26 protein-coding genes are annotated in these 25,646 nt (G+C 58.7%); 20 read left to right on the top strand and 6 right to left on the bottom strand.

Annotated elements, in window-relative coordinates:
* Nucleotides 1-187: 187 nt before the first annotated feature.
* Nucleotides 188-958 (top strand): NAD(+) synthase, encoded by a 771-nt coding sequence (gene nadE, locus H8Z83_RS00875; protein ID WP_187013304.1) that lies wholly within the window; start codon nt 188-190, stop codon nt 956-958.
* 225 nt (nt 959-1,183) lie between these two features.
* Here nadE and rnhA read toward each other — a convergent pair whose 3' ends face one another.
* Nucleotides 1,184-1,621, bottom strand: coding sequence for a ribonuclease HI (rnhA, locus tag H8Z83_RS00870; RefSeq protein WP_187013303.1), 438 nt, complete (start codon nt 1,619-1,621; stop codon nt 1,184-1,186).
* 797 nt (nt 1,622-2,418) lie between these two features.
* Between rnhA and H8Z83_RS00865 the strand changes: the two genes are divergently transcribed.
* The 4 genes from H8Z83_RS00865 (at nt 2,419) to H8Z83_RS00850 (ending at nt 6,012) form a co-directional block, all read left to right on the top strand.
* Nucleotides 2,419-2,667, top strand: a complete 249-nt coding sequence (locus H8Z83_RS00865; RefSeq protein ID WP_187013302.1) for a helix-turn-helix domain-containing protein — start codon at nt 2,419-2,421, stop codon at nt 2,665-2,667.
* Nucleotides 2,664-3,338, top strand: coding sequence for a ComF family protein (locus H8Z83_RS00860; RefSeq protein ID WP_187013301.1), 675 nt, complete (start codon nt 2,664-2,666; stop codon nt 3,336-3,338). Before H8Z83_RS00865 ends, H8Z83_RS00860 begins: the two co-directional genes overlap by 4 nt.
* Nucleotides 3,339-3,445: 107 nt before the next feature.
* The gene (locus H8Z83_RS00855; protein WP_301332340.1) at nt 3,446-4,471 is read left to right on the top strand and encodes a rod shape-determining protein; all 1,026 of its coding nucleotides are present in this window, start codon (nt 3,446-3,448) and stop codon (nt 4,469-4,471) included.
* A 134-nt stretch (nt 4,472-4,605) separates the two neighbouring features.
* Nucleotides 4,606-6,012 carry a GNAT family N-acetyltransferase gene (locus tag H8Z83_RS00850; RefSeq protein WP_187013300.1) on the top strand — a complete coding sequence of 469 codons (1,407 nt, stop codon included), beginning with the start codon at nt 4,606-4,608 and terminating at the stop codon, nt 6,010-6,012.
* Between the two features lie 272 nt (nt 6,013-6,284).
* Here the strand turns inward: H8Z83_RS00850 and H8Z83_RS00845 are convergent, their stop codons facing one another.
* From H8Z83_RS00845 to H8Z83_RS00825, 5 genes are all read right to left on the bottom strand, one after another.
* The gene (locus H8Z83_RS00845) at nt 6,285-8,171 is read right to left on the bottom strand and encodes an ABC transporter ATP-binding protein (RefSeq protein WP_418481995.1); all 1,887 of its coding nucleotides are present in this window, start codon (nt 8,169-8,171) and stop codon (nt 6,285-6,287) included.
* A complete protein-coding gene (locus H8Z83_RS00840) occupies nt 8,164-9,900 on the bottom strand; it encodes an ABC transporter ATP-binding protein (protein ID WP_187013299.1) in 1,737 nt (578 codons plus the stop codon). The genes H8Z83_RS00845 and H8Z83_RS00840 overlap by 8 nt, the downstream gene beginning before the upstream one ends.
* Nucleotides 9,894-10,343 carry a MarR family winged helix-turn-helix transcriptional regulator gene (locus H8Z83_RS00835; protein ID WP_187013298.1) on the bottom strand — a complete coding sequence of 150 codons (450 nt, stop codon included), beginning with the start codon at nt 10,341-10,343 and terminating at the stop codon, nt 9,894-9,896. Before H8Z83_RS00835 ends, H8Z83_RS00840 begins: the two co-directional genes overlap by 7 nt.
* Before the next feature lie 390 nt (nt 10,344-10,733).
* Nucleotides 10,734-11,642, bottom strand: a complete 909-nt coding sequence (locus H8Z83_RS00830; protein ID WP_187013297.1) for a GDSL-type esterase/lipase family protein — start codon at nt 11,640-11,642, stop codon at nt 10,734-10,736.
* Between the two features lie 198 nt (nt 11,643-11,840).
* Entirely contained in the window at nt 11,841-12,755 is a 915-nt protein-coding gene (locus tag H8Z83_RS00825; RefSeq protein ID WP_187013296.1) for a nucleotidyltransferase family protein, read from the bottom strand.
* Between the two features lie 173 nt (nt 12,756-12,928).
* On the opposite strand from H8Z83_RS00825, the gene H8Z83_RS00820 reads away from it, so the two are divergent.
* From H8Z83_RS00820 to ribF, 15 genes are all read left to right on the top strand, one after another.
* The gene (locus H8Z83_RS00820; RefSeq protein WP_187013295.1) at nt 12,929-13,336 is read left to right on the top strand and encodes a Fur family transcriptional regulator; all 408 of its coding nucleotides are present in this window, start codon (nt 12,929-12,931) and stop codon (nt 13,334-13,336) included.
* Complete coding sequence (locus tag H8Z83_RS00815) at nt 13,326-14,042, top strand: metal ABC transporter ATP-binding protein (protein WP_187013294.1); 717 nt, start codon at nt 13,326-13,328, stop codon at nt 14,040-14,042. The genes H8Z83_RS00820 and H8Z83_RS00815 overlap by 11 nt, the downstream gene beginning before the upstream one ends.
* A complete protein-coding gene (locus H8Z83_RS00810) occupies nt 14,039-14,851 on the top strand; it encodes a metal ABC transporter permease (RefSeq protein WP_187013293.1) in 813 nt (270 codons plus the stop codon). Before H8Z83_RS00815 ends, H8Z83_RS00810 begins: the two co-directional genes overlap by 4 nt.
* 211 nt (nt 14,852-15,062) lie before the next feature.
* Nucleotides 15,063-15,431 (top strand): CidA/LrgA family protein, encoded by a 369-nt coding sequence (locus tag H8Z83_RS00805; RefSeq protein WP_187013292.1) that lies wholly within the window; start codon nt 15,063-15,065, stop codon nt 15,429-15,431.
* Complete coding sequence (locus H8Z83_RS00800; protein ID WP_187013291.1) at nt 15,424-16,110, top strand: LrgB family protein; 687 nt, start codon at nt 15,424-15,426, stop codon at nt 16,108-16,110. The genes H8Z83_RS00805 and H8Z83_RS00800 overlap by 8 nt, the downstream gene beginning before the upstream one ends.
* A gap of 138 nt (nt 16,111-16,248) precedes the next feature.
* On the top strand, nt 16,249-16,866 hold the full coding sequence (locus H8Z83_RS19480; protein ID WP_243184665.1) for a hypothetical protein: 618 nt from the start codon (nt 16,249-16,251) through the stop codon (nt 16,864-16,866).
* Between the two features lie 224 nt (nt 16,867-17,090).
* Nucleotides 17,091-17,552 carry a ribosome maturation factor RimP gene (gene rimP, locus H8Z83_RS00790; protein ID WP_187013290.1) on the top strand — a complete coding sequence of 154 codons (462 nt, stop codon included), beginning with the start codon at nt 17,091-17,093 and terminating at the stop codon, nt 17,550-17,552.
* A 52-nt stretch (nt 17,553-17,604) separates the two neighbouring features.
* Complete coding sequence (gene nusA / locus H8Z83_RS00785; protein WP_187013289.1) at nt 17,605-18,741, top strand: transcription termination factor NusA; 1,137 nt, start codon at nt 17,605-17,607, stop codon at nt 18,739-18,741.
* 132 nt (nt 18,742-18,873) lie between these two features.
* The gene (rnpM, locus tag H8Z83_RS00780; RefSeq protein WP_187013288.1) at nt 18,874-19,155 is read left to right on the top strand and encodes an RNase P modulator RnpM; all 282 of its coding nucleotides are present in this window, start codon (nt 18,874-18,876) and stop codon (nt 19,153-19,155) included.
* Nucleotides 19,142-19,888, top strand: a complete 747-nt coding sequence (locus H8Z83_RS00775) for a L7Ae/L30e/S12e/Gadd45 family ribosomal protein (protein ID WP_187013287.1) — start codon at nt 19,142-19,144, stop codon at nt 19,886-19,888. The genes rnpM and H8Z83_RS00775 overlap by 14 nt, the downstream gene beginning before the upstream one ends.
* A gap of 117 nt (nt 19,889-20,005) precedes the next feature.
* Complete coding sequence (gene infB, locus H8Z83_RS00770) at nt 20,006-22,402, top strand: translation initiation factor IF-2 (protein ID WP_366463641.1); 2,397 nt, start codon at nt 20,006-20,008, stop codon at nt 22,400-22,402.
* Between the two features lie 91 nt (nt 22,403-22,493).
* A complete protein-coding gene (gene rbfA / locus H8Z83_RS00765) occupies nt 22,494-22,886 on the top strand; it encodes a 30S ribosome-binding factor RbfA (protein WP_187013285.1) in 393 nt (130 codons plus the stop codon).
* Nucleotides 22,887-22,889: 3 nt separating this feature from the next.
* Complete coding sequence (locus H8Z83_RS00760) at nt 22,890-23,849, top strand: DHH family phosphoesterase (RefSeq protein ID WP_187013284.1); 960 nt, start codon at nt 22,890-22,892, stop codon at nt 23,847-23,849.
* A gap of 10 nt (nt 23,850-23,859) precedes the next feature.
* Complete coding sequence (truB, locus tag H8Z83_RS00755; protein WP_187013283.1) at nt 23,860-24,726, top strand: tRNA pseudouridine(55) synthase TruB; 867 nt, start codon at nt 23,860-23,862, stop codon at nt 24,724-24,726.
* Between the two features lie 4 nt (nt 24,727-24,730).
* Entirely contained in the window at nt 24,731-25,636 is a 906-nt protein-coding gene (ribF, locus tag H8Z83_RS00750; protein WP_187013282.1) for a riboflavin biosynthesis protein RibF, read from the top strand.
* The last annotated feature ends 10 nt before the right edge of the window (nt 25,637-25,646 follow it).

The following is a 25,646-nucleotide window of genomic DNA, read 5'->3' as shown; positions in this document are numbered from 1 at the left end:
GCTTTCACTGATAAAACGTTATGACAGGACAAATCGTTTCCCGCTCCGGCGGAATTTTTTTGCAGATGTCGAATCTAATCTGAATTTTACGCCATTTTTCGTGTTTTTGCCAAAAAACAGGAATCTGCTTGCAAATTACGGCCCAGCCCTTTACAATGGGGCATCATAAATCAGAAAGGGTGAGCGTATGGAATTTCACGCGAAGGAGCAGCTGCCCGGTCTGCTGGACTGGATGCGGCAGCAGATGAAGGCCTGCGGCGGAAAGACCGCCGTGATTGGCATTTCCGGTGGAAAGGACAGCTCCGTGGTGGCGGCGCTGGCGGTAGCGGCCTACGGAAAGGAAAACGTGGTGGGCGTGCTGATGCCTGACGGCATCCAGCCGGACATTGACTATTCCAATGGTCTGGTGGAATTTCTCGGAATTCGCCACTATGTATTCAACATTCAGGGCGGCACCAGCAGCATTTTGGATGAGATGGCGCATTTAGGCATGAAGCCCAGCCGCCAGACCACGGTGAACCTGCCCTCCCGGATGCGGATGGTGACGCTGTACGCCATCGCCCAGAGCGAGGACGCCGGTATCGTGCTGAACACCTCTAACCTCTCGGAGGACTGGGTGGGCTACTGCACGGTCTACGGCGACGCCACCGGAGCCTTCTCCCCCTTGGGAATGTACACCACGGAGGAGGTCATCGCCCTCGGTGCGGAGCTGGGCCTGCCGGAAAAATTTCTGATCAAGCCCCCCTCCGACGGGCTCACCGGCCTGACGGACGAGGACAATCTGGGCTTTACCTACCACGCTGTCAACGAGTATGTCCGCAAGGGCGTCGTGGACCCGGCGGTGAAGGAAAAGATCGACCGGCTCCACCGGACCAGCCGCTTCAAATTCCAGCTGATGCCGGTGTATCACAACGGCCTGCCCATGGCCCTGACGGACGAGACGGACTATTACAAGTGAGGAAACACAAAAACCCCTCGCCGCTCGGCGAGGGGTTTTTGCTGTGTGTTTTAGGAGGGAGAAAACGCATCGGGTTGGGAGGACCCTTTGCAAGTATTAAGATACCCGAACATTTTTGCGAAATTATGTGTTTGTTGTGAACAATTTGTAAACGTTCCGAGCCCTTTTCAACTTTTCGACCATGTTTTCCACAAATGCCCGTGAAAAACGGTAAAAATGCCGTCCTTATCGGAATTTGCGGCTCTCGGCGACCGCCAGTTCGTCGCAGCGGTTATTGAATTCGTTCTCCGCATGGCCCTTGACCCAGTGGTAGCGAAGGGTATGGACGCTCTCCAGCCGCAGCAGCTCGTCCCAAAGGTCCGGGTTCAGGGCGGGTTTTTTGTCGCTTTTCACCCAGCCCTTGGCCTTCCAGCCTTTAGCCCAGCCCTTGGAAAGGCCGTCGATCACATATTTGGAGTCGCTCCAAAGCTCCACGATGCAAGGCTCCTTCAAAAGGGACAGCGCCCGGATCACGGCAGTCAGCTCCATGCGGTTGTTGGTGGTATCGGCTTCCCCACCGGAAAGCTCCCGCTTGTGGGCACCGTACATCAAAATGGCTCCCCAGCCGCCGGGTCCGGGATTGCCGGAACAGGCACCATCGGTATAAATAGTGACTTGTTTCATCTTAAACATCCTTTGAGATTTTTCATGTTATCATACCATGGATTGGGGGATTTCACAAGAAGGTTGTTTTGATCGCGTCATAATAGTGCAAGGGGCGTCCCGGCTTCCGGGACAGGAAGCACGGCTTTGCCGTAAGAAGCGCCGCTATGCGGCACAGAATGCACCCGCTTCTCTCTGCTCCCACAGGGGGTAGTTCCCACTACAGGGCAAGGGGGAGGTATCTTTGGCGCAAGGAAGCACGGCTTTGCCGTGGGAAGTGCCGCTATGCGGCACTAGATTGAATCCCCATTTTCTTTTCGTCTTGCCGAAAAGAAAACGGCCATTCATGGTCAAAAGAAAAGACGCTTAGGGATGAGTTGACCGACGGAGCGGTCAACTCACCCAAAACGGGGGCTGGCCGTCACGAACTGCCGACTGAACTTGAAACTCCCCTGCCGGCTGCGCTATACCTGAATCTCAAATCAGTGCGCCGCCGCATCTACGGGCATGGAGCACAACGGGGTGCAAATAGGACATCCCCTGCTCTTCTTTCCGCTGCCGCTCCCCCGTCCAACTCCGGGAGGGGTTTCCAAAGGGGAGGGCCACAGCCCGCCCCTTTGTGCCACGAGGGGGCATGGGGGACGGGTGGCGTCCCCCATGTTTCGGGTGGGGGTCTAAGGGGGAGGGACCTTTGCGCCAAAGGCCCCTTCCCCTTGCCCCGTAGTGGGAACTGCCCTCTGCGGGAGCAGACGGTTTTATCTGATTTCCAGATAAAGTAAAAATATCTTATTTCAAGATACATATACTCGTTTTAGGTGATGTATATGCGAACTGAGATATTGAAATATGGAAGAATCCGAGATTTGCGAAACGACAGAGGCCTCACGCAGAGAGACGTTGCGAACGTGCTCCATGTCAGCCAAAACACATATAGCCAATACGAAATTGGCGTTTCACGGTATCCGCTGGACGCAATCATCAAATTGGCCGAATACTATGGCGTCAGCATCGACTATTTAGTTGGCCTGACCGATGAGCCGAAGCCTTATCCTCGGAAGAAAAAATGAATCATTTTTTTGAAAGCATCATCAACCTGTTTTTTCCTCCCAAATGCCCCTTTTGCGGCAAGGTTCTGGACGCCGTGGGCGTCTGCTCCAAGTGCGAGAAGGACCTGCCGTGGCTTCCGGAGGAACAGGTGGTCATGACCGACAAGGACCTGACCTGCGCCGCCCCGCTCTGGTATGAGGGCGCGGTGCGGGAGGCTTTGCTGCGTCTGAAATTCCGGGGCGGCTCCGCTCTGGCGGAACCCTTTGGTGAGCTTTTGGCCCGGTGTGCGGCGGAGCGGTTCGGTGGAGAATTCGACACGGTGACTTGGGTGCCGGTGAGCCAGAAGCGTCTGGAAACGCGCGGGTATGACCAGTCCCGGCTGCTGGCGGAGGCCGTCTGCCGCCATTGGGACACCCGGCCGATGCAACTGCTGGTGAAGGTGCAGGACAATCCCGCCCAGTCCGGATTGCAGGGAGAAGCCGCCCGGCGGGCCAATGTGCTGGGCGTTTACGATCCTGCGGACCCGGAACTGATCCGGGATCGACGAATCCTGCTCATCGACGATATCCACACCACCGGAGCCACTTTGTCCGAGTGTGTTCGGGTACTGCGGGACAATGGGGCTGCTTCCATCCTCTGCCTGACGGCAGCAAGAACGCCAAAACGGGAGAAAAAAGGAAAAAATTCATAGATAGCGTCTTGCAATCAGGGAAAAGCACACGTATAATAGAAAATGTATGATTGTGTGTTGAAAAACCGCTTATAATAGACTTGCAGAAAGTGCAGCGAGGTGTCAATATGACGTTTGCAAAAGATATCGGTATCGATCTGGGTACCGCTTCCGTTCTGGTATATGTAAAGGGCAAGGGCGTTGTCCTCAATGAGCCCTCTGTGGTGGCGATGGACAAGACCACAGGTAAGCTTCTGAAGGTGGGCACCGACGCCCAGGCCATGCTGGGCCGTACCCCCGGCAACATCATCGCCATCCGTCCTCTGCGGGAGGGCGTGATCTCCGACTATGACATGACGGAGCGGATGCTGAAGGAATTTATCCACAAGGTGGCGGGCTTCTCCTTCTTCAAGCCCCGGGTCATCATCTGCGTGCCCTCCGGCATCACGGAGGTCGAGGAGCGCGCCGTCATCGACGCAGGCATTCAGGCTGGCGCCCGGAAGGTCTACCTCATCGAGGAGCCTGTGGCCGCCGCCATCGGCGCAGGCATCGACATCACCCAGCCCGACGGCCACATGGTGGTGGACATCGGCGGCGGTACGGCGGACATCGCCGTGATCTCCCTCTCCGGCGTGGTGGAATCCGCCTCCATCAAGATCGCTGGCGACCAGCTGAATGAGGCCGTGGTGAAGTATATGCGCCGCAAGCACAACCTGCTGGTGGGCGAGCGCACCGCCGAGGAAATGAAGAAGCAGATCGGCTGCGTCTTCCCCAAGGATGAGGAAGAGACCATGGACGTAAAGGGCCGCTGCCTGCTGACGGGCCTTCCCAAGGTAGTGACCGTCAGTTCCACGGAGATGATGGACGCCTTTGAGGAGCCGGTAGAGCGCATCATGGAGGCCATTCACTCCGTTCTGGAGCGGACGCCCCCGGAACTGGTGGCGGATGTGTCCACCAATGGCATCATCATGACCGGCGGCGGCAGCCTGGTGTACGGCTTCGATAAGCTGGTTACCGCCCGCACCGGCATTCACACCACTGTGGCGGACGACGCCATTTCCTGCGTGGTTCTGGGCACCGGCAAGAGCCTGGATTCCCTGAATTCCATGCAGGACGGCACTATGAACCTCAGCCGCCGCAAGCAAATGACCTAACCAGCCTCTCCCCCGGAATTCCGGGGGAGTTTTCATCTGGACCGGAAACTTTTTCTTGAAAAAGTTGCAAAAGCGACTGTATCGTCCGCCCGTTTCAGGCGTATGATAGAGAAAACCGATCAAAGCGAGGATTTATGCTGACATTCAAAAATATTACGGTACGGGACGCGGCCATGCTGCGGCGCTATTACGAAAACTGCGATTACGCGCTATGCGAATACTCCGCCGGTGTCAAGCTCATGTGGCGGAGCGCGCTGCGTTATGCCTGGGCGGAGGCGGCAGGCTGCCTGATCATCCGGTGCGAAAGCGAGGGACGGGTATCCTTCGATTATCCGGTGGCCGGACCGGATGGGGATGAGGACGCAGCCCTGTCCGCCATTGAAGCCTACTGCATGGAAACGGGTATTCAGCCGGAGATCTCCATCGTGCCGGAGGAAAAAGCCCCTGTACTGCTATCCCGGTATCCTTATGTGCGGGTGAGCAACATCCGCACCTGGCGGGACTACCTGTACTACAAGGAGGACCTCCAGCTCTTCGCCGGGCGGCGATACTCCGGCCAGCGGAACCACATCAAAAAGTTCTACGCCCAATGGCCCAATGCGGAATTCCGTCCCCTCAGCGTCAAAGAGGACGCCGAGGCCATTGAGCAGTTCTGGATCGATTTCAAAGCGGAATTTCCCAAGGACAGCGGCAGCAAGGCCATGGCAGAGCTGGAACTCTCCAAAAAGATGATGGCCATGCCGGACAAGCCCTGGCTCCTGCGGGGCGGCATGTTCGACGGAGAAAAGCTGATTGCCCTGTCTCTCTGCGAAAAATGCGGTGAGACCCTCATCATCCACATTGAAAAGGCTCTTTATTCCTATGCCGGCGCATATCCCGCCATGGTACAGGCGGAGGTGGCTGCCTTTGGTGACGGCTGCGCCTATGTGAACCGGGAGGATGACGCCGGGGACCGGGGTTTGCGGACCTCCAAGCTGCAATACGGCCCCGCCAAGCTGTCTCCCAAGTATCATTTTCTGCCTCAGAACGAGCTGCTGCGGCACGTTTCCGCGATCCCGGAACTGAAAACCGAGCGACTGACCCTTTCCGCCATCACGGAGGCGGACATCCCTGCCTATAATGCATTGGTGCTGGACAGTGACCGAAACCGCTGGTGGGGTTATGACGATGTGGGTGGTCTGGGCGCGCCTGTGACAGAGCGCAGCTTTTATGACGTGGCCCGCCGGGATTTTGAAAATCGGATGGCGGTAAACTTCGCCGTGCGGTTGAATGGAACGCTCATCGGTGAGGCGGTGCTCTATAACTTTGACTACCGGGGCAGCGCGGAGTTGGGCTGCCGGATCGATAAGGCCTATGCCGGAAACGGCTACGGCACCGAAGCTTTCCGGTGTGCTGCGGAATGGGGTCTGTATCAGGTGAATCTGAGCCGGATCGTGGCAAAGTGCTACAAGGAAAATGAGGCATCCTACAAGATGCTGTCCGCCTGTATGCGGCGAAATGGTGAGGACGAGACCTTCTTCTATTTTGAAAAGCTGGTCTGACTGACCAACATGCTCAATGCCATCAAAAAGGTCCCTGCGTACTATGTACACAGGGACTCAGCGTGTCGAAAAAGTCTTTTCTCCCCGCTGAGCCAGTTATCAGAACTTTATAAAAGTTCTGATAACTAAGGATTTCAATGGCGCAGGACACCCTTCTTGGGTTTCCCGCGCACACCCTTCCTTACCGTCGCGGAGAATTTACTACTTTATCGACAGCCTCAGTCCCTGCGTACTATGTACGCAGGGACTTTCCTATATGGCGGGACTTTTCTTTACGCCAGTTCAGCCTGACCGGTGTAGAGCTGGTAGTAGCGGCCGTGCTGGGCCAGCAGGTCCTCGTGGTCGCCCCGCTCAATGATACTGCCCTGCTCCAGAACCATAATGGCCTTGGAGTTGCGGACGGTGGAGAGCCGGTGAGCAATGACGAACACAGTGCGCCCCGCCATCAGCCGGTCCATGCCCTTTTCGATGAGCTTTTCCGTCCGGGTGTCGATGGAACTGGTGGCCTCGTCCAGAATCAGCACCGGCGGGTTGGCGCAGGCGGCGCGGGCGATGTTCAAAAGCTGCCGCTCGCCCTGGCTGAGGCTGCCGCCCTCGCTGGTGAGGACCGTTTGATAACCGTCAGGCAGGTGGCGGATGAAGCCGTCCGCTCCCGCCAGCCGGGCCGCGGCCTCCACCTCCTCGTCGGTGGCGTCCAGACGGCCATAGCGGATGTTGTCTGCCACCGTGCCGGTAAAGAGGTGGGTATCTTGCAGGACCACGCCCAGTGACCGTCGCAGAGAGTCTTTCTGAATGTCCCGAACATTGATGCCGTCATAGGTGATGGTGCCGGACTGGATCTCATAGAACCGGTTGATAAGGCTGGTGATAGTGGTCTTTCCGGCGCCGGTGGAGCCTACAAAGGCGATCTTCTGACCGGGCTTGGCAAAGAGGGAAATGTCATGGAGGATGATCTTCCGGTCATCGTAACCAAACACCACATGGTCGAACCGCACATCCCCCCGCAGGGGCACCAGACTGCCGTCCGGCTTTTTCCACGCCCACGCCCCGGTGTCATAATTTGCCTCGGTGAGGGTGCCGTCCGGGTTTTCCTTCACTCGCTCCAGTGTCACCTTGCCGTCATCTACCTCCGGCTCCGCCTCCATGATCTCAAAGACCCGCTCCGCGCCGGCCACAGCGGAGAGGATGGTGTTCACCTGCTGAGAGATCTGGGTGATGGGCTGACTCACCTGCTTGGTGTACTGCAAAAAGGCGGAGAGCCCGCCCAGATCGCCGGTGCGGATGGCCAGCAGGCCGCCGATGCAGCAGGTGATGGCGTAATTGATGTGGCTCAGGTTTCCCATGGCGGGCATCATAGCCCCGGCGTAGGCCTGCGCCCGGGTGGCGGCGTCCCGGTAGGCCTCGTTCAGTCCGGCAAAGCCGGCTTTGGCGGCATCCTCGTGGTTAAAGACCTTAATGACCTTCTGGCCCTCGATCATCTCCTCGATATAGCCGTTCACCGCGCCGATGGCCTTCTGCTGGGCGGCAAAGTACCGGCGGCTGCGGCCGCCGATGGTTTTCACCACCAGCAGCATGACCCCCAGCATCACGGCGGTGATGGCCGTCAGGATGGGACTGAGGACGATCATCATCATGACTGTGCCCACAAAGGTCAGGGAGCAGGAAATGAGGCTTGCGAAGCTGTTGTTCAAAGCCTCGGACACCGTTTCGATATCGTTGGTGTACCGGCTCATCAGCTCACCGTGGGTGTGAGTATCGAAGAATTTCAGGGGCAGCTTCTGCATTTTGTTGAACAGGTCCACCCGGAGCTTTGCCACGATGTTCTGGGCCACATGGACCATGATCCGCGCATAACCGTAGGAGCACACTGCCCCCACAACATAGACCCCCGCCATGACACAGAGCATTTTGGCAAGGCCGATAAAATCGCCGGGGAGGATATAATCATTGATGAGGGGCTTGATGAGATAGGAGCCTGCCACGGAGCAGGCGGCGCTGATAAACAGCAGGATCACCACGATCACCAGCAGCGCCTTATACCGCCCCAGATAGCCCATGAGCTTGCTTAGGGTGCCCCGCAGGTCCTTGGGCTTTCGGAAGCCGCCCCGGGGTCCACCGGGACCGTGGCCCGGTCCGCGTTTCGTATTGTTCTCAGCCACCAATGCTCACTCCTTCCTGCTGGGATTCGTAGACCTCACGGTAGATCTCGCAGGTCTTCATCAGTTCCTCGTGGGTGCCTTGGGCCGCCACCGCGCCGTCATCCATCACCAGAATCAGGTCGGCGTCCAAGACGGACGTCACCCGCTGGGCCACGATGAGCTTGGTGGTTCCCGGCAGATCCTGCCGGAATGCCTGACGGATCTTCGCATCCGTGGCAGTATCCACAGCGCTGGTGGAATCGTCCAAAATCAGCACCTTCGGTTTTTTCAAAATAGCACGGGCAATGCACAGCCGCTGCTTTTGTCCGCCGGAGACATTGACGCCCCCCTGTCCCAGATCGGTGTCCAGACCGTCAGGCATCCGCTCCAGAAATTCGTCGGCACAGGCAGCGCGGCAGGCGGCCCAAAGCTGGTCCTCCGTGGCGTTGGGATCGCCCCAGAGCAGATTTTCCCGGATGGTGCCGGAGAACAGGGTGTTCTTTTGCAGCACCACGCTGACGGACTCCCGCAAATGCTCCATGGTGTAGTCCGCCACCGGCCGTCCGCCTACGGAGACGGTGCCTTCTTGCGCCTCGTACAGCCGGGGGATCAGGCTCATGAGGCTGGTCTTTCCGCTGCCGGTGCCGCCCAAAATGCCCACTGTGGCTCCGCTGGGAATGTGGATGTTCACATCCTTCAGCACCCACTCCGGGCTGGTTTCACTGTATTTGAAAAACACATGGTCAAAGTCGATGCTGCCGTCCTTCACGGCGGCGTCCGCCTTGGCGCTGTCGTCGGTGATGGCGGGCCGCTCCTCCAAAACCTCCACGATCCGCTTGGCGCAGGCGATGGACCGGGTCATCATCATGAACATCATGGAAACCATCATCAAGGACATCAAAATCTGGGTGATATAGGTGAAGAAGGCGGTCAGGTCGCCCACCGGCAGCGTCCCGGCGTAGACCATTTTGCCGCCGAACCACATGACGGCGATGATAGTGCTGTACACCACCAGCATCATCACAGGCATATTGATGACCACCATGCCGAAGGCCCGCATGGAGCTTTCCTTCAGATCACCGTTGCGCTTGGCGAACTTCTCCTCCTCGTAGTCCTCCCGGACGAAGGACTTTACCACCCGGATGCCGGTGAGGTTTTCCTGCACCACCAGGTTCAGGGCGTCCGTCCGCTCCTGGAGGGAGCGGAACAGCGGCCCCGCTTTGGTGAGGATCAGGACGATGACGATCAGCAGCAGGGGGATCACCACCAGAAATACGTTGCTCAGGTCACGGCTCAGCCGGATGGACAGCACCAGCGCCGCCACCAGCATCACCGGGGCCCGCACCAGCAGCCGCATCCCCATCATCAGCGTCATCTGCATATTGTTGACGTCATTGGTCAGCCGGGTCACAAGGGACGCGGTAGAGAACTTCTCGATGTTGGAAAAGGCAAAATCCTGAATGTGCTCATACTCCGCCCGCCGCAGCTCCGCGCCGAAACCCTGTCCGGCAACGGAGGAAGATGCCGCAGCCCCCAGGCCGAAGCACAGGGAGATGACGGCCATCCCCATCATGAGAAGGCCCTTTTGCAGAATGTAGTTCTGATTCGCCGTTTCAATGCCGATATTCACAATATCCGCCATCACCAGCGGGATCAGCAGCTCAAAAATAGCCTCGGCAGCGCTGCACAGAACGCCCACCGCGATCCATTTGGAATAGGGCCTTGCGTATGGCCCGAGTTTTTTCAGCATGTGGTTCGGTCCTCCTCTAAATTCTCGATAACGCGATACAGAAGCAGCCGCAGCGCTTCAGTCTCCTCCAGCCGTAGCCCCTTGACCATGACCGCTTCCGCCTCCTGAAAGGCAGCCTGCACCAGACTGTTCAGTTCCCGGCCCTTCTCCGTGGCCGTGACCTGCTTCTGCCGCTGGTCATTTTCATCCGCCGTGCGGCGGATCAGGCCCTTTTCCTCCATCCGGTCCAGAATACCGTTGGCAGTGGAGGGCCGCACCCGCAGGTGTTCCACCACATCCCGCTGGGGGGCGGTGTAGCCGTGACTGCTGAGATACAGCAGCGTATGGGTCTGGGAGGGAGTCATGTCATACCGGGATAACCGGGCATCCATCCGTTCCCGTGCCAGATGGGTCGCGTGGCCTAACAAAGGCCCCAAAAAATCCGGTCCGCAGGCTGGTTTCATATCGGTATCAGCTCCTTTACATTTAGTGTCCTAATTTTTAGTATGCTAAATATTATCATACGTTAAAACATTCGTCAACCCAATATTTCACCTGTATTTTTGAACATTTTATGAACAGATTTATTCGTTTTGTTATTCTGTGAACAATTTATGAAGAATCGGCATCACCTGTTGACTTTTCCGTTTTCACACCGTATGATAAAGCCATAGAAGCAATCCCAACCAATCTTATTTTCCCTCTCTTTTCTCTATCTTACACGGAAAGACGGACGGCTCACGCCGTCCGTCTTTCTACATATTCTCCCATAAAAAACAACTGCCTGTACCGATCCTCAAACCCGGTACAGGCAGTTTTCATTTATTGATCCAAGGGTCTTCAGCCCCGCGGGTTCACGGCTGCTCCGATTCCGACGGCGCAGGTGCAGGACCGGCTTCTTCCGATTCCGTCTGCGCGGACGCAGATTCCCCCGGTACTTTCCCCGCTACGCTGTGCGTCCGGAGATAGTCCAGCCAAAGCCGGCAGCCCGCCCGGTTCAGATGAACGCCATCGAAGCTCAACTCCTCCGGCAGACAGCCGTCCTCTCCGGTGAGGGCCTCCGCCACATCTACATAGGCGCAGCCGTTTTCCTCTGCCAGCTCCCGCCAAACCTGATTATAGGCCAAGATTCGCTGGTTATTGACATAGGAGCCTTTGGTGTCCTGCTCCGCCGAGACCGGCAGCAGAGACTGAATCACCAGCTCCGCGTCGGGATGGTCCGCCTTCAGTCGGCGAATCAGGTTTTCCGCATGGCCCCGGAAGATGTCCGTCCCCTTCCAGCCCAGTTCGTTGACGCCCAGCATCAGGTAGATCTTTCCGCAGTCTGCGGCGGCCACGGCCTCTGCCAGAGAGACCTTTTTCCCATTTTCGCCCTTCCAGTTTTCCAGTTCCGTAGCGGAGGCCACTGTTTCTCCGGTAACGCAGAAATATGTGCCTCGGTTCAATCCGCTGTAAAGCCGGAAGCCATCAGTCCGGGAGTCCCCCACAAAAGCCACATCGTCAAAATAGCTGTCATCCACCGGCGCCGATTCCGCCATCGGCCCCCAGGGTTTCTCCGGGACAGGCTCTTCCTCCACTGGCTCTTCCGGCAATTCCGGTTCCGCGGGGATCACCGTTACGGACGGCTCCTCCTGTGCCGGCTCCTCCGGTGGGACCGCCGCCGTCTGATGGGAATGTACCGCCAGCAGGCCAGCAGCCGCCAACAGCAGCACCGCAGCCAGCATCCAGCCATGCGGATTTTTCCTCATACGCTTACCTGCCACGGACACATTCCCCCTTTCCTTCAGCGCTTGACATTATGTAAACACAGTGCATCTCCTATTAGACACTTTTTACCGAAAAAAGTCGATACAATTTGGAAAAAATTCAATAACAATTTGGTGACAAATTTTTCACAATAAATACATAAGCCCGGAAGCGGGACCGCCGTCCTGCCTCCGGGCCAATGCGCATTCTTCTATTCAGTCCCGCAGAGAGGGCGGATAAACGCCGGACTCGTGAAGTCGCCGCAGGTCCTCTGCCACACGGCCCCGGTCCTCTCGGTAGGTCATACCGAACCACAGATCCTTGGAATGGAGCACGGAAACGGTCATGCGTCCCGCCTTCAACTCCTCGCCCACCATGAGCGGCAGCAGGCACTCCGCCTTCACCGCGTCATCAGGCAGCCCCCGGAGGAAGTTCTCAAAATAGGTCCGCAGCGCCGGGAAGATCGAGGGCATGAAGCCCCAGAAGTTCATGGAGACCACCGTATCCGGGGCCAGGTCCGTGTCGGTGTCCAGATCCGTCAGGTGTCCGTCGGGATAGAGCTGGACCTTCAGCGCCTCCTGAATGGTATCCAGTTTTCCGTCCTTGACCTTACAGACGCCCCGGGACACGGTGCCGTGGAGACTGGCAGTGTTTTTCAGCAGATAGCCCACCATGGTTCCCTTGCCCTCGGCAGGCAGCTTGACCAATTCCTCATAAATCGTCCGGTAGGCGTCCACCCCGTAATAGTCATCGGCGTTGATGACGCAGAAGGGGCCGTCCACTGCGGATTCCGCGCACAGCAGGGCGTGGACCGTGCCGAAGGGCTTGGTGCGTCCCTCAGGAATGTGATAGAAGTCCGGTACGGAGGTATAGTCCTGATAGACGTAGGCCACCTGCACCGGCTGGCCCTTCGCCGTCTTTTTCTCCTTGAGATAGCCCACCAGCTCGTCCATCATCTCCCGCATTTCCGGCTTGATGATGAACACCACCTTGTCAAAGCCGGCCCGCAGGGCATCGTGAATGGAATACTCCATCAGAATTTCGCCGTTGGGGCCGATGCCGTCCACCTGCTTGCTGCCGCCATACCGGGAACCGAGGCCTGCCGCCATGATCACCAAAGAAACAGCCATATTGCTTCTCCTTTATTTCTCTTGTCTATTCGATATTTGGCCCGGCGGCACTGCCGCCGTTCTATATTCCCCTCTACCATACCTTATTTTTTGAATTTTTGCAACGGTCTTGACAGGTTTGTTTTTCCGGTTATAATATGAAAACGATAATCATTTTCATATTGGAGGCAAGGATGGCTTATCAAACCAAACAGCAGCAGGCGGTACTGCGCTGTTTACAGCTGCGGGCGGAGGAATGTCTCTCCGCCGCCGATCTTTCTGAGGAACTGCGGCACGGCGGTCTCACCGTAGGGCTGGCAACCGTTTACCGCCAGTTGGACAAGCTGACCCAGCAAGGGTTGGTCCATAAGGTCACCACGGAGGAGGGGGCGCTCTACCAATACTGTCCCCAGGCCGGGCATTCCCACGACTGCTTTCTGCTGCGGTGTGAGGGCTGTGGGCGGATGATCCATCTGGACTGCCGGCACTTGGAGGAGGTCTGCCGCCATCTGTCCTCCGAACACCACTTTCGCATTGATCCCCGCCGCACCGTGCTGACCGGGCTCTGCGACCACTGTCAGGAGGCAAAGCATGAAGGATAACGAACTGATCGTCTGCCGAGACGTTTCCCTCGGCTATGAGGGAAAATCGGTGCTTACCGATCTGGACCTTACGATTGCAAAGGGGGACTACCTCTGCGTAGTGGGGGACAACGGCTCCGGCAAATCCACCCTCATGCGGGGACTTTTAGGACTGATCCAACCCCAGAGCGGCACCATTGAGCACGCCCCGGCACTGAAGCACGGGGCCATCGGCTACCTTCCCCAGCAGACCCGGGCCCAGCGGGATTTCCCCGCCACCGTGCTGGAGGTGGTGCTCTCCGGCTGCCTGAACCGGCAGGGGCTGTATTTTTTCTACACCCCGGCCCAGCGGTCCGAAGCCATGATGAACCTGGGCAAGCTGGGAATTCTGGAGCTGAAGGACGCCTGCTACCGGGATCTCTCTGGCGGCCAGCAGCAGCGGGTGCTATTGGCCCGCGCCCTGTGCGCCGCCAGCCAGCTTTTGATTTTGGATGAACCCATCACCGGTCTGGACCCCGCCGCCGCTCAGGACCTCTACAAAACGCTGGCCTACCTGAATCAAAAGGAGGGCATGGCCATCGTGATGGTGACTCACGATTTGAAGGCGGCGCTGAAAAGCGCCCGCACAGTACTGCACATCGGACGAAAGGGCCTCTTTACCGGCACGGCATCCGACTATCTGGCGAGTCCCCAGGGCCGCCGCTTCCGGGAGGAACTGGAATCATGAATATTTTGCAGATGTTTTCTTACCCCTTTATGCAAAGGGCTTTGATCGCCGGTGTGCTGGTGAGCCTGTGCGCCGCCCTGTTAGGCGTTCCGCTGGTCCTGAAACGGTACTCCATGATCGGCGATGGCCTGAGCCACGTCTCCTTCGGTGCGCTGGCCATCGCCGTGGCGCTGGGCGTAACGCCGTTGTATTTTTCCATTCCTGTGGTCATTTTGGCGGCATTTTTCCTGCTTCGGATGGCCAGCCATCCTCACTGGAACAGTGATGCCGCCATCGCCGCCGTCAGCGCTTCGGCGCTGGCCATCGGTATTCTGGTGATCTCCCGGACCACCGGCATGACCACCGATGTGGACAACTATATGTTCGGCAGCGTCCTTGCCATGACAAAGGGAGACGTGGCCCTGTCCGTGATCCTGTCGGTAACGGTGCTGACGCTGTACCTGCTTTTTTACCATCAGATCTTCGCCGTCACCTTTGACGAGAGTTTCTCCCGGGCCACCGGGTTGAAGGTAGATGCCTGCAACACCTTGCTGGCCATCCTCACGGCCCTGACCATCGTGCTGGGAATGCGGATGATGGGCGCTATGCTCATCTCCTCGCTGGTGATCTTCCCGGCTCTGACCGCCATGCGACTGTTCAAGAGCTTCCGTGGCGTGATCCTCTGCGCCGCCGTGACCTCCGTGGTGTGCTTCTGCGTGGGGCTCACCATCTCCTTCGGCTTTTCTACCCCGGTAGGGGCAACGGTGGTAGCTGCGGACCTGACGGTTTTTCTGGCTGCCTGCCTGCTGGCCGCTCTCCGGCGGAAATGACGGTTCACTCCCCTTACCGGAGAACAGCCAAGCGGCTCCCGGTTTTAAAAAATCGAAAACTGATCCGTCGGGGCGAAGCAGCAGTTTCGCCCCGTCGGCTTTTTCCTGCTAAAAATCTGCGAAAAAATACCGTTTCTTTCTCTGTTTCTCACATTGACTTCCCCGGCCGCCGCGCATAAACTGAGGATTGCTTTTTACCGAGGTGATCGTTATGAATCTGATTGTAGAATTTTGTATTGTATTTCTCATCTGTATGGCAGGTGAATGGATCGCGGCGCTGCTGCCCTTTACACTGCCCGCCAGTGTCATCAGCCTGATCCTGCTGTTGATCTTGCTGCTCAGCGGCGGGGTCAAGGAGCGGACGATTCAGGGGACCTCCCACTTTCTCATCGACAATATGGGGCTGTTTTTCATTCCCTCCGTGGTGGGAACTCTGGAATATCTGGACGTGCTGAAGCTGCAGCTTGTCCCCTTCCTGGTGGTCTCCCTTGTCAGCACACCGCTGGTGTACGCGGCAACAGTCTGGAGCGTCCGGCTGCTGATGAAGCTGTTTCACGCAAAGGAGGCGTCCCATGATTGATACGCTGACTTCCACGCCCTTTTTCGGTCTCGGCGTGACACTGCTCTGCTGGTATCTGGCCGTCCGGTTCCAGAAGCGGACGGGGCTTCTGATCTGCAATCCGGTGCTGGTGGCCAGTCTGCTGGTCATCGGGATCATGCTGCTGTTCCACATCCCTCTGGACAACTACAACGCCGGCGGCAGCATTATCAAACTGCTGCTGGCTCCCGCCACCGCCGTTCTGGCTCTGAACATCTACCAGCAGCGGGCCATTCTGAAGCGGCACTTCTGGCCGGTGGTGCTGGGCTGCTTTGTGGGTAGTCTCGTGAGCATGCTATTGGTACAGGTGCTCTGCCGCCTGTTTCAAGCGGAGGCCTCCCTGCTGAATTCTCTGCTGCCCAAAAGTGTCACAACGGCCATCGCCGTCAGCATTGCGGAGAGCAGCGGCGGTCTTCCGGCTCTGACTGCGGCGTCGGTCATTATCACCGGGATCGAGGGCGCTATGCTGGCCCCGCTGTTTGCCAAGGTATTCCATGTCACCGATCCGGTGGTGGAGGGCGTGGCCATCGGCGCGTGCAGCCATGCGGTGGGCACCAGCAAGGCGCTGGAGATTGGTCCTCTTCAGGGCGCCATGAGCTCCATCGCTCTATGTGTCTGCGGCATCATCACCTCCATTCTGGCCATGTTCTTTACCGCGTAAAGCAGGGCGGAACTTCTTTTCAGAAGTTCCGCTCTGTTTTTTTGCTTTCGTGCGGAACCAAACCGCTCTTTTTCCCGTCTATACAGGTAGAATGGAATCAACCCCCTCGGTTTATTGAACAGAAAGGAGCTCTTCTTTATGAAACGGTTTTTCGCAGCGCTTCTGACGCTGACCTGCATGCTGAGCCTGTCAGCCTGTCGGGAGGAACAGGCCGCCGCCAAGCCGGTGATCTACCTCTATCCGGAGGAGGAGACCGCCGTCACGGTAAAGCTGGACTACGCCGGAGCATTGACCTGCACCTATCCTACCTACGGCGACGGCTGGGCAGTGACTGCCTGCCCGGATGGGACTCTGACAGACGATGCCGGACAGACTTACAGCTATCTCTACTGGGAGGGTACGGATACCATCGCGTATGACTTCTCCCAAGGCTTCTGCGTGGCAGGAACCGACACCGCTGCCTTTTTGGAGGATGCGCTGGCCCAGCTGGGCCTCACCCGGCGAGAGGCCAACGAGTTCATCGTCTACTGGCTGCCCCAGATGCAGGAGAATCCCTATAATCTCATCGCCTTCCAGTCGGACCGCTATACGCAGGCGGCAAAGCTGACCATCGACCCGGCCCCGGACACCCTGCTGCGGGTATTCATGGCCTGGAAGCCCTTGGACAAGTTCATGGAGATCCCCGCCCAGAGCCTTACCGCTCCGGAGCGCACCGGCTTCACGGCGGTGGAATGGGGCGGCTGCCGGGTGCGTTGACTGTTTTTCGGCGGTTCCGGGGATTTTTCTCCGGAACTGGCCGAAAATTGTAAAAAATCAGCGTGATTTTTTCAAAAAAGTCTGGAAACGCCCTTGCAATTTATCATAAAGTGTGTTATCTTAATGCATATTAAAGGAGTGTAAGTTGTGAGTGGACCGCAAGGTCCGCTCTTTTTTGTGGTATCCGCACTCCGCCGCAAATGAAAAACCGAAAGGAGAATCCCATGGAAAAGGTCACCGATCTCACCGCCCGTCTGGCGGCACCCATCGTGGAAGAACAGGGCTGCTCCCTGTGGGACGTGGAATATGTGAAGGAGGCCGGCACCTGGTACCTCCGGGTCCTCATTGACAAGGAGGGCGGCGTGGATATTCTGGACTGTGAGAATATCTCCCGCGCCCTCAGCGATCTGCTGGACGAGGCCGACCCCATCGAAGGCAGCTATACCTTAGAGATAGGCTCCGCCGGCGCCGAGCGGGTGCTGAAGCGTCCCGCCGACTTCCAGCGGTATCTGAACAGCCCCGTGCTGGTGAAGCTCTACAAGCCGGTGGACGGCCGCAAGGAATTCCCCGGCACCCTGACCGCCTACAACGAGGCCGACGGTTCTCTCACCGTGGACCTCAACGGCACTGCCTATACCTTCGGCAAGAAGGATGTGGCCCTGTGCCGCCTGCGGGTGGAATTTTAATCTGTTATCCCTGTCTCAAAAAAAGACGTATAAAGTAAAAAGGAGAATCGCAATGAAAGGCAAGAAAAAGGTGAAGGAACCCGCGGGTATGAACATCCCGGAGATCTTCGCAGCTCTGGCTATGCTGGAAAAGGAACGGGGCATTCCCCAGACCTTCATGATGGATAAGATCATCCAGGCTGTCACCACCGCCTACAAGCGGGACCACAAGGACGTGGAAAACGTCATTGTGGACGTGGATGAGGAACATCAGCGGCTGAAGATGTACGTGCAGAAGAACGTGGTGGCGGAGGAGGACTATGTGGACCCCTTCAACGAGATCCCCGTTGAGGAGGCCAAGACCATTTCCGCCAGATACGAGATCGGCGACGTGGTGAACATCCCTGTGGACAACACGGAGTTTGGCCGCATCGCTGCCGGCAACGGCAAGCAGGTCATTATCCAGGGCCTCCGTGAAGCGGAGCGGGGCATGGTGTATGACGAGTTCAACTCCAAGCAGCACGAGATCCTCACCGGCGTGGTGACCCGGATCGACCCCCGCACCAACGCCGTGTCCCTGCGGATCGGCACCGGTACGGAGTCCACTGAGGCCCTGCTGCTCTCCGGCGAGCAGGTCCCCGGCGAGGAGCTGGTGGAGGGCCAGCACGTGAAGGTGTATGTGGTGGATGTCCGCCGCTCCACCCGCGGCCCTCAGATTCTCATTTCCCGGACCCATCCCGGCCTGGTCAAGCGCCTGTTCGAGCTGGAAGTCCCCGAGATCTATGACGGCACCGTGGAGGTGAAGTCCATCGCCCGGGAAGCCGGCAGCCGCACCAAGATGGCCGTCTGGTCTGCTGACGAGAACGTGGACCCCATCGGCGCCTGCGTGGGTCCCAAGGGCCAGCGTGTCGCCGCCATCGTGGACGAACTGCGGGGCGAGAAGATCGACATTATCAAGTGGAGCGAGGACCCCGCCCAGTTCATCGCCGCTGCTCTGGCGCCCTCCGACGTGGTGGACGTCATGATGGCGGAGGAAGGCAAGGCCTGCCGCGTCATCGTGCCTGACGATCAGCTGTCTTTGGCCATCGGCAAGGAGGGCCAGAACGCCCGTCTGGCCGCCCGTCTCACCGGCTATAAGATCGATATCAAGCCGGAGAGCTATCAGGGTGAGGACGATGAGGAGATCGTGGACGAGGAACCCGTCCAGTGACACAGTTGAGTTTCTTTCTCTGCGGCGTGGCTGCGGGTATCGCAGTGCTGTACCTGCGGCGCAGCAGAAGAAACAGAAGGAGATAAAGCCCGGCGCGGTCCGCCGCGCCATGTGTAAGGGAGGGCTGTCTGAATGCAGAAAGTGAAAAAGATCCCCCAGCGGCAATGTGTGGGCTGCCGGGAGATGAAGGATAAAAAAAGCCTGCTGCGGGTGGTCAAATCCCCGGAGGGCGTTGTGAGTCTGGATTTTGTGGGCAAAAAGCCCGGTCGTGGCGCCTATGTGTGCCACGATGTGGAATGTCTGAAAAAAGCCCGGAAATCCAGAGCGCTGGAACGTGCTTTCAGCACAGCCATCCCCCCGGAGGTCTATGACGCCATGGAAGCGGAATTGGAGGGACACAATGAACAGGAATGAACAGTTTCTCTCCCTCATTGGCCTGTGCCTCCGGGGCCGGAACCTGGAAGTAGGCGAAGAACCGGTGGAAGCTGTGGCCCGCGCCAGAGACGCACGGGTGCTCCTGCTGGCGTCTGATGCGGCGGACAATACCGCCCGCCGGGTGCAGCACTTTGCGGAAGCCGGTCAGTGTGTGTGGCTGCGGATCCCCTTTACCAAGCAGGAACTGGGGCAGGCCACCGGCCGTGGCTCCGCCGCCGTGGTCGCTATTACAGACATCGGCCTCGCAGTCGCCGTGGTCCGCCGCCTGGCGGAGATGGACCCGGAGAAATATGACGAAGATCTTGCCAAGCTGGAACTAAAGGCCAAGCGTGCCGCAGAGCGAAAAAGTGAAGCCGCCCAGCACGAAAAGAACCTGCGTCGGGGCATCAAGCGCCCCAAAAAGCAGGAAGTGCCCGATGCGAAAGAGGTCAAACCCGCAGACGTCTCCGGTAAGCCGTCCGGCGAGAAGCAGCGCCGCAGCGCAGAAGTGTCCGACAAGCGCGCAGAAAAGGCCGGTCCCCGCAGAACCGCCGAAAACGGCGGAACGGCAAAATCCTTTGCCAAGGATGACCGCACCGGCAGGCCCTTCCGCAAGAGCGGGTCCCGCCCTTCCAAAAGCAACCGCCCCAAACCCAAGGGGAGGCCGAATCCATACGCCCACAGCCGCCCGGTGAAAAAGGGCAAAGGCTCCTTCCGCAAGAAGGAAAGCTGATACGCTGTCGGTGTTTTCATAGATGAACGAGCCCAGCCCCCGGGTTGGAGAGTGTAAGAGGTGTTTTGATTGGCTATTGAAAAATATAGAGTAAGAGATGTGGCGCGGGACTTCGGTATGCCCGCCAAGGTCATCACAGAAATTCTGGATAAGTATGCCACTGCGCCCAAGAGCAACATGCAGGCGCTGGAGGACCATGAGCTGTCCATCGTATTTGAGCATCTGACCCAGAACAACCAGATTTCCAATATTGCTGCCATTTATGCTGACGAGCCTAAGAAGCCGGAAGCCCCCAAGGTGGAAGCGCCTAAGGCCGAGGCTCCCAAGGCTCAGCCCACTGCGGCGCAGCAGACCGCAAAGCCGGCACAGCAGCCCCAGCAGCGTCCTGCCCAGCAGGGACAGCAGAAGCCCGCACAGGCCCAGCCTCAGCAGAAGCCGGTCCAGCAGGTCCAGCGGCCCGCGCAGCAGCAGGCAGTCCCCCAGCAGAAGTCTAACAAGTCCACAGCCACCGCTCAGCCCACCACCCGTGTGCCTGAGAAAAAGCTGGTGGATACCCGCAAGGGCGGCGACGTGAACCTGGCCAAGTATGACCAGCGTCTGGAAGAGCTGGGCGGTCAGCGGGGCGAGCGCATGGCCCAGAAGGGCGGCAAGGAGAAGTTCCGCAACAACAAGGGCCGTCAGGGCGGTCAGGTCTTTTCCAACAAGCGCCGTCAGGACGAGGCCGAGAAGATGCGCAAGCTGCAGCTCGAAATCGCTAAGAAGGCCCCCGTCAAGGTCCAGATCCCCGATGAGATCAGCGTGGGTGAGCTGGCCAGCCGCATGAAGAAGACCGGCGCAGAGGTAGTCAAGTGCCTGATGAAAAACGGCGTCATGGCCTCTCTGAGCCAGATGATCGACTTCGATACCGCCTCCTTCGTGGCCGAGGAGCTTGGCTGCAAGGTGGAAAAGGAAGTGGTCGTCACCATCGAGGAGAAGCTCATTGACACCACTGAGGACCGTCCCGAGGACCTGGTGCCCCGTGCCCCCGTTGTGGTGGTCATGGGCCACGTGGACCACGGCAAGACCTCCCTGCTGGATACCATCCGGAACACCTCCGTGGCTTCCGGCGAGGCCGGCGGCATCACCCAGCACATCGGCGCGTATCAGGCGCAGATCAACGGCAAGCCCATCACCTTCCTGGATACTCCGGGCCATGAGGCTTTCACCTCCATGCGTGCCCGGGGCGCCATGGTGACGGACATCGCCATTTTGATGGTGGCTGCGGATGACGGCATCATGCCCCAGACCGTGGAATCCATCAACCACGCCAAGGCCGCCAATATTCCCATTATCGTGGCCGTCAATAAGATTGATAAGGAAAATGCCAACCCCGACCGGGTCATGCAGCAGCTGACGGAATACGGTCTGGTGCCCGAGGAGTGGGGCGGCGAGACCATCGTGTGCAAGATCTCCGCCAAGAAGCACATCGGTATTGAGAACCTGCTGGAAAATCTGGCTCTGCTGGCAGAGGTTCAGGAGTTGAAGGCCAACCCCAACCGGGCCGGTCAGGGCACCGTTATCGAGGCCCGTCTGGACAAGGGCCGGGGTCCTGTGGCCACTTTGCTGGTGCAGAACGGCACTCTGAAGCAGGGCGACATCATCATCGCCGGCACCTCCGTGGGCCGTGTCCGCACCATGCTGGATTACCGGGGCAACCGTCTCACCGAGGCCGGTCCCTCCGTCCCCGTGGAGATCGCGGGCCTGTCCGAGGCTCCCGTGGCCGGTGCGCCCTTCTTCGCCGTGGCCGACGAGCGTATGGCCCGTGAGCTGGTGGAGCAGCGCAAGGCAGAGGAGCGCGCTAAGGCCGCCGCACCCGTGCAGAAGGTCTCTCTGGAGAACCTGTTCGACCAGATCAAGTCCGGCGAGCGCAAGGAGCTGGCTCTGATCGTCAAGGCTGATGTTCAGGGCAGCGTGGAGGCTGTGAAGGCCTCTCTGGAGAAGCTGTCCAATGACGAGGTCAACGTCCGGGTCATCCACGGCGCTGTGGGTGCGATCAACGAGTCCGATGTGACGCTGGCCGCCGCGTCCAACGCTATCATCGTGGGCTTCAACGTCCGGCCGGATTCCGCTGCCCGTGAAAGCGCCGCCCGTCAGAACGTGGATATGCGGATGTACCGCGTGATCTACGACGCCATCGACGAGATCGAAACCGCTATGAAGGGTATGCTGGCTCCCAAGTACCGGGAAGTGGTCCTTGGCCACGCCGAGGTCCGGGAGACCTACAAGGTCTCCTCCGTGGGTACCGTGGCCGGCTGCTACGTGCAGGACGGCTGCCTGCGCCGGGATTGCTCCGTCCGTGTGGTCCGGGATGGCATCGTGGTCCACGAGGGCGTCCTCGGCTCCCTGCAGCGGTTCAAGGACTCCGTCAAGGAGGTCAAGGAGCGCTTTGAGTGCGGCCTGACCGTGGAGAAGTTCAACGACATCAAGCTGGGCGACATCATCGAGGGCTACACCATGGAGGAGATCCCCCGCTAAACCCTCTCAAAAAATCTGTTCCAACTGACCCCGGGCGGCGGCATAGCCGCCGCCCGGTTTTCATCTCCCACTATCAGAAAGGAGAATTTTTATGGCATCTAACCGTATCGGACGCATCAATGAGGAGATCCAGCGGGAGCTGGCAGACCAGCTTCGCCGTCTGAAGGATCCCCGCGTCTCTCAGGTAGGCATGGTCTCCATCACCCGTGTGGACACCACCGGAGACCTGCGCTATTCCAAAATTTATGTCAGTGTTCTGGATAAAAATCAGGAAAAGGATGTGCTGAAGGGACTGAAGTCCGCTTCCGGCTTCCTGCGCCGGGAGCTGGGCCACGCCTTGCAGCTTCGCTACACCCCGGAGCTTCAGTTCATCGCTGACGATTCCATCGCCTACGGTGCACACATTCTGGAGGTCCTTCGGGATCCGGAGAAGGTAAAGCCGGTGAACCCTGACAATGACGCCGTTTTGCCGGAGGAGGAATAAGGGATGCTGACCGTTTCCGAGGCCGCCGCGCTGCTGCGCTCCTTTGACCGCGTCCTGATCCTGACCCATATCCGGCCCGACGGTGATACCGTTGGCTGTGCTGCGGGGCTGTGCGCCGCGCTGCGGGCCATGGGCAAGACCGCTTACCTGCTGCCCAATCCCGGGCTGACGGAGAATACCGCTCCCTATTTTACCCCTTACAGCGCTCCGGCGGACTTCGTGCCGGAAAAAGTGGTATCCACGGACATCGCCACGGTGGGACTGTTCCCCGACAATGCCAAGTCTTACGCGGATAAAGTTGATCTGGCCATCGACCACCACCCCTCCTTTGAGGGCTTCGGCAAGGCCAACATCGTCCGTCCGGAGGCCGCCGCCTGTGGCGAGCTGATCTTGGACATTGTCCGGGAGCTGACGCCCCTGACGCCGGAGATCGCTTTGCCGCTGTATGTGGCCATCTCCACGGACACCGGCGGCTTCATCTACTCCAACGTCACCGCCGCCACCCACCGGGCCGCAGCGGAGCTGATGGACACCGGCATTGACTACCGCGCCGTCAACAAGCTGTTCTTCCAGACGAAATCCCGCGTGCAGATGCAGCTGGAGGCCGCCATGCTGGCAGAGGCAAAATTTTACGACAGCAACCGGACGGCGGTGCTGTCCGTCCCCCGGTCGCTGCTGGAAAAATTTCACGCCACGGAGAGCGATGCGGAGGAGCTTTCCGCTTTAGGCCCCCAGATCCAGGGGGTGGACTGCGCCGTGACCATGCGGGAGCTGGGAGACGGCGTTTGGAAGTTCTCTCTCCGCACTGGCGAGCGGGTCAACGCCACGGAGGTCTGCCGTCTGTTGGGCGGCGGCGGCCATGCCCGCGCCGCCGGAGCCACGCTGGAGGGCGTTACCCAGGCGGAGGCAGAGGAAAAAATGCTGAACGCCATCGCCCGGATCGTCCCGGATTTCAAGAAATGAGGAACCGCCTATGGCCAGCGGCATTGTAATAATCGATAAACCCTCCGGATGGACCAGCATGGATATCTGTGCCAAGACCCGGGGGATTCTGAAGGAAAAGCGGGTAGGCCACGGCGGCACGTTAGACCCCATGGCCACCGGCGTTCTGCCTGTGTTCGTGGGACAGGCTACCCGTGCTGTAGAATTCGCGGAAAACGGCGAAAAAGAGTATATCGCCGGTCTGCGGCTGGGGCTGGTCACCAACACCCAGGATACGTCCGGGGAAACGCTGGAGACCCATCCCGTCACTGTGGACCGGGCGGCGTTGGAAGCCGTCCTCCCCCGCTTCACCGGCCCTATCGCGCAGATCCCGCCCATGTATTCCGCCATCAAGATCAACGGCCAAAAGCTCTATGATCTGGCCCGAAAGGGCAAGGAGGTAGAGCGGAAGCCCCGCAATATCACCATTTTTGAGTTAGAGCTATTGGAACAGGTCAGCGAGACGGACTATCTGCTCCGCTGCCGCTGCTCCAAGGGAACATATCTGCGGACGCTGTGCCATGACCTCGGGCAAGCGCTGGGCTGCGGCGGCACTATGTTCAGTCTCCGCCGCACCATGGCCGCCGGGTACACACTGGCGGAGGCAGTCTCCCTTGAGGACGTACAAGCCCAAGGAGAAGCTCTGCTGCGGCCTGTGGAGTCCATGTTTGCGTCCTATCCTCTTTATACCCTGTCATCTCCCGGCAAGGAGGCCCGGGTCCGCAACGGCAACCCCATTACGGTGCCGGAGCTGGCGGACGGCACCTATCGGGTCCATGGCAAAAACGGTGAATTTCTCTGTCTTTCTTGTGCCGAAAACGGCACACTGACATCTATCAAGAACTTTTTTGGAGCATAAAACCATGTCCATTCAACCAAAAGTCATTGCTCTGGGCTTTTTCGACGGGGTCCATCTGGGTCACGGCGCCTTGCTGCGCCGCACCGTGGAGGAAGCCAAACGCCGGGGCGTCCGCTCTGCGGTGTTCACCTGGGCACAGCCGCCGAAGGAGGTGGTCACCGGTGTACCGGTGCCCCTCATCAACTCCCCGGAGGACCGGGCCTGGCTGGCCAAAAGTCTCTACGGCATCGATGAGGTCATCATGGTGCCCTTTAACAAGGAGATGATGACCACCTCCTGGGAGGATTTCGTAACGGAAATTCTCATTAAGCGGTATCACGCCGTCCATCTGGTGGCCGGTCATGACCACCGCTTCGGCCACAAGAACCAAGGCACTCCGGAACTGCTGAAAAGCAAGTGCGCCGAGTTGGGTCTTGGCTGCGACATTATCCCGGAGGTCACGGTGGGCGGCATCACCGTCAGCTCCACCTACATCCGCCGTCTGGTAAGCCTTGGACAGGTGGAGCGGGCCATGGAGTATCTGGGCCATCCCCATATCCTGACCCAGACGGTGCGGCACGGTCGCCGCATCGGCCACACCATCGGCATCCCCACGGTGAATCTGGTGCCGCCCCCTCATGTACTGGTGCCGGGAGACGGCGTTTATATCGCCCGTGTCTGCCTTATGGACGGCAGCAGCTATGCCGCCGTTACCAACGTGGGTACCCGCCCCACCGTCAACAACGGCAGCGACCTGACGGTGGAATCCTGGATGCTGGATTTTGACGGGGATCTCTACGGCCAGTCCATCCGGGTGGAATTCTACAAGCGGCTCCGGGACGAGATCCGCTTCGACTCTCTGGACGCTCTGAAAGCGGAGATCCGCCGGAACGCCGATGATGCCCGGGCCTATTTCGCAAGCAAAGCCTGATTTGCTTATC

Source organism: Dysosmobacter segnis (assembly GCF_014297285.1).
Lineage (GTDB): Bacteria > Bacillota > Clostridia > Oscillospirales > Oscillospiraceae > Oscillibacter > Oscillibacter segnis.
This window is presented reverse-complemented; position numbering and strand designations above follow the sequence as displayed.

Coding starts and splice junctions, on each gene's coding strand:
- H8Z83_RS00805 (WP_187013292.1), top strand. CDS start 15,063: ATGAATCTGATTGTAGAATTTTGTATTGTATTTCTCATCTGTATGGCA.
- H8Z83_RS00810 (WP_187013293.1), top strand. CDS start 14,039: ATGAATATTTTGCAGATGTTTTCTTACCCCTTTATGCAAAGGGCTTTG.
- H8Z83_RS00835 (WP_187013298.1), bottom strand. CDS start 10,343: ATGAAACCAGCCTGCGGACCGGATTTTTTGGGGCCTTTGTTAGGCCAC.
- infB (WP_366463641.1), top strand. CDS start 20,006: ATGCCCGCCAAGGTCATCACAGAAATTCTGGATAAGTATGCCACTGCG.
- H8Z83_RS00865 (WP_187013302.1), top strand. CDS start 2,419: ATGTATATGCGAACTGAGATATTGAAATATGGAAGAATCCGAGATTTG.
- H8Z83_RS00825 (WP_187013296.1), bottom strand. CDS start 12,755: ATGGCTGTTTCTTTGGTGATCATGGCGGCAGGCCTCGGTTCCCGGTAT.
- H8Z83_RS00840 (WP_187013299.1), bottom strand. CDS start 9,900: ATGCTGAAAAAACTCGGGCCATACGCAAGGCCCTATTCCAAATGGATC.
- rbfA (WP_187013285.1), top strand. CDS start 22,494: ATGGCATCTAACCGTATCGGACGCATCAATGAGGAGATCCAGCGGGAG.
- H8Z83_RS00760 (WP_187013284.1), top strand. CDS start 22,890: ATGCTGACCGTTTCCGAGGCCGCCGCGCTGCTGCGCTCCTTTGACCGC.
- H8Z83_RS00855 (WP_301332340.1), top strand. CDS start 3,446: ATGACGTTTGCAAAAGATATCGGTATCGATCTGGGTACCGCTTCCGTT.
- H8Z83_RS00815 (WP_187013294.1), top strand. CDS start 13,326: ATGAAGGATAACGAACTGATCGTCTGCCGAGACGTTTCCCTCGGCTAT.
- H8Z83_RS00860 (WP_187013301.1), top strand. CDS start 2,664: ATGAATCATTTTTTTGAAAGCATCATCAACCTGTTTTTTCCTCCCAAA.
- rnhA (WP_187013303.1), bottom strand. CDS start 1,621: ATGAAACAAGTCACTATTTATACCGATGGTGCCTGTTCCGGCAATCCC.
- H8Z83_RS00775 (WP_187013287.1), top strand. CDS start 19,142: ATGAACAGGAATGAACAGTTTCTCTCCCTCATTGGCCTGTGCCTCCGG.
- nusA (WP_187013289.1), top strand. CDS start 17,605: ATGAAAGGCAAGAAAAAGGTGAAGGAACCCGCGGGTATGAACATCCCG.
- rimP (WP_187013290.1), top strand. CDS start 17,091: ATGGAAAAGGTCACCGATCTCACCGCCCGTCTGGCGGCACCCATCGTG.
- rnpM (WP_187013288.1), top strand. CDS start 18,874: ATGCAGAAAGTGAAAAAGATCCCCCAGCGGCAATGTGTGGGCTGCCGG.
- truB (WP_187013283.1), top strand. CDS start 23,860: ATGGCCAGCGGCATTGTAATAATCGATAAACCCTCCGGATGGACCAGC.
- H8Z83_RS19480 (WP_243184665.1), top strand. CDS start 16,249: ATGAAACGGTTTTTCGCAGCGCTTCTGACGCTGACCTGCATGCTGAGC.
- H8Z83_RS00800 (WP_187013291.1), top strand. CDS start 15,424: ATGATTGATACGCTGACTTCCACGCCCTTTTTCGGTCTCGGCGTGACA.
- H8Z83_RS00850 (WP_187013300.1), top strand. CDS start 4,606: ATGCTGACATTCAAAAATATTACGGTACGGGACGCGGCCATGCTGCGG.
- H8Z83_RS00820 (WP_187013295.1), top strand. CDS start 12,929: ATGGCTTATCAAACCAAACAGCAGCAGGCGGTACTGCGCTGTTTACAG.
- nadE (WP_187013304.1), top strand. CDS start 188: ATGGAATTTCACGCGAAGGAGCAGCTGCCCGGTCTGCTGGACTGGATG.
- ribF (WP_187013282.1), top strand. CDS start 24,731: ATGTCCATTCAACCAAAAGTCATTGCTCTGGGCTTTTTCGACGGGGTC.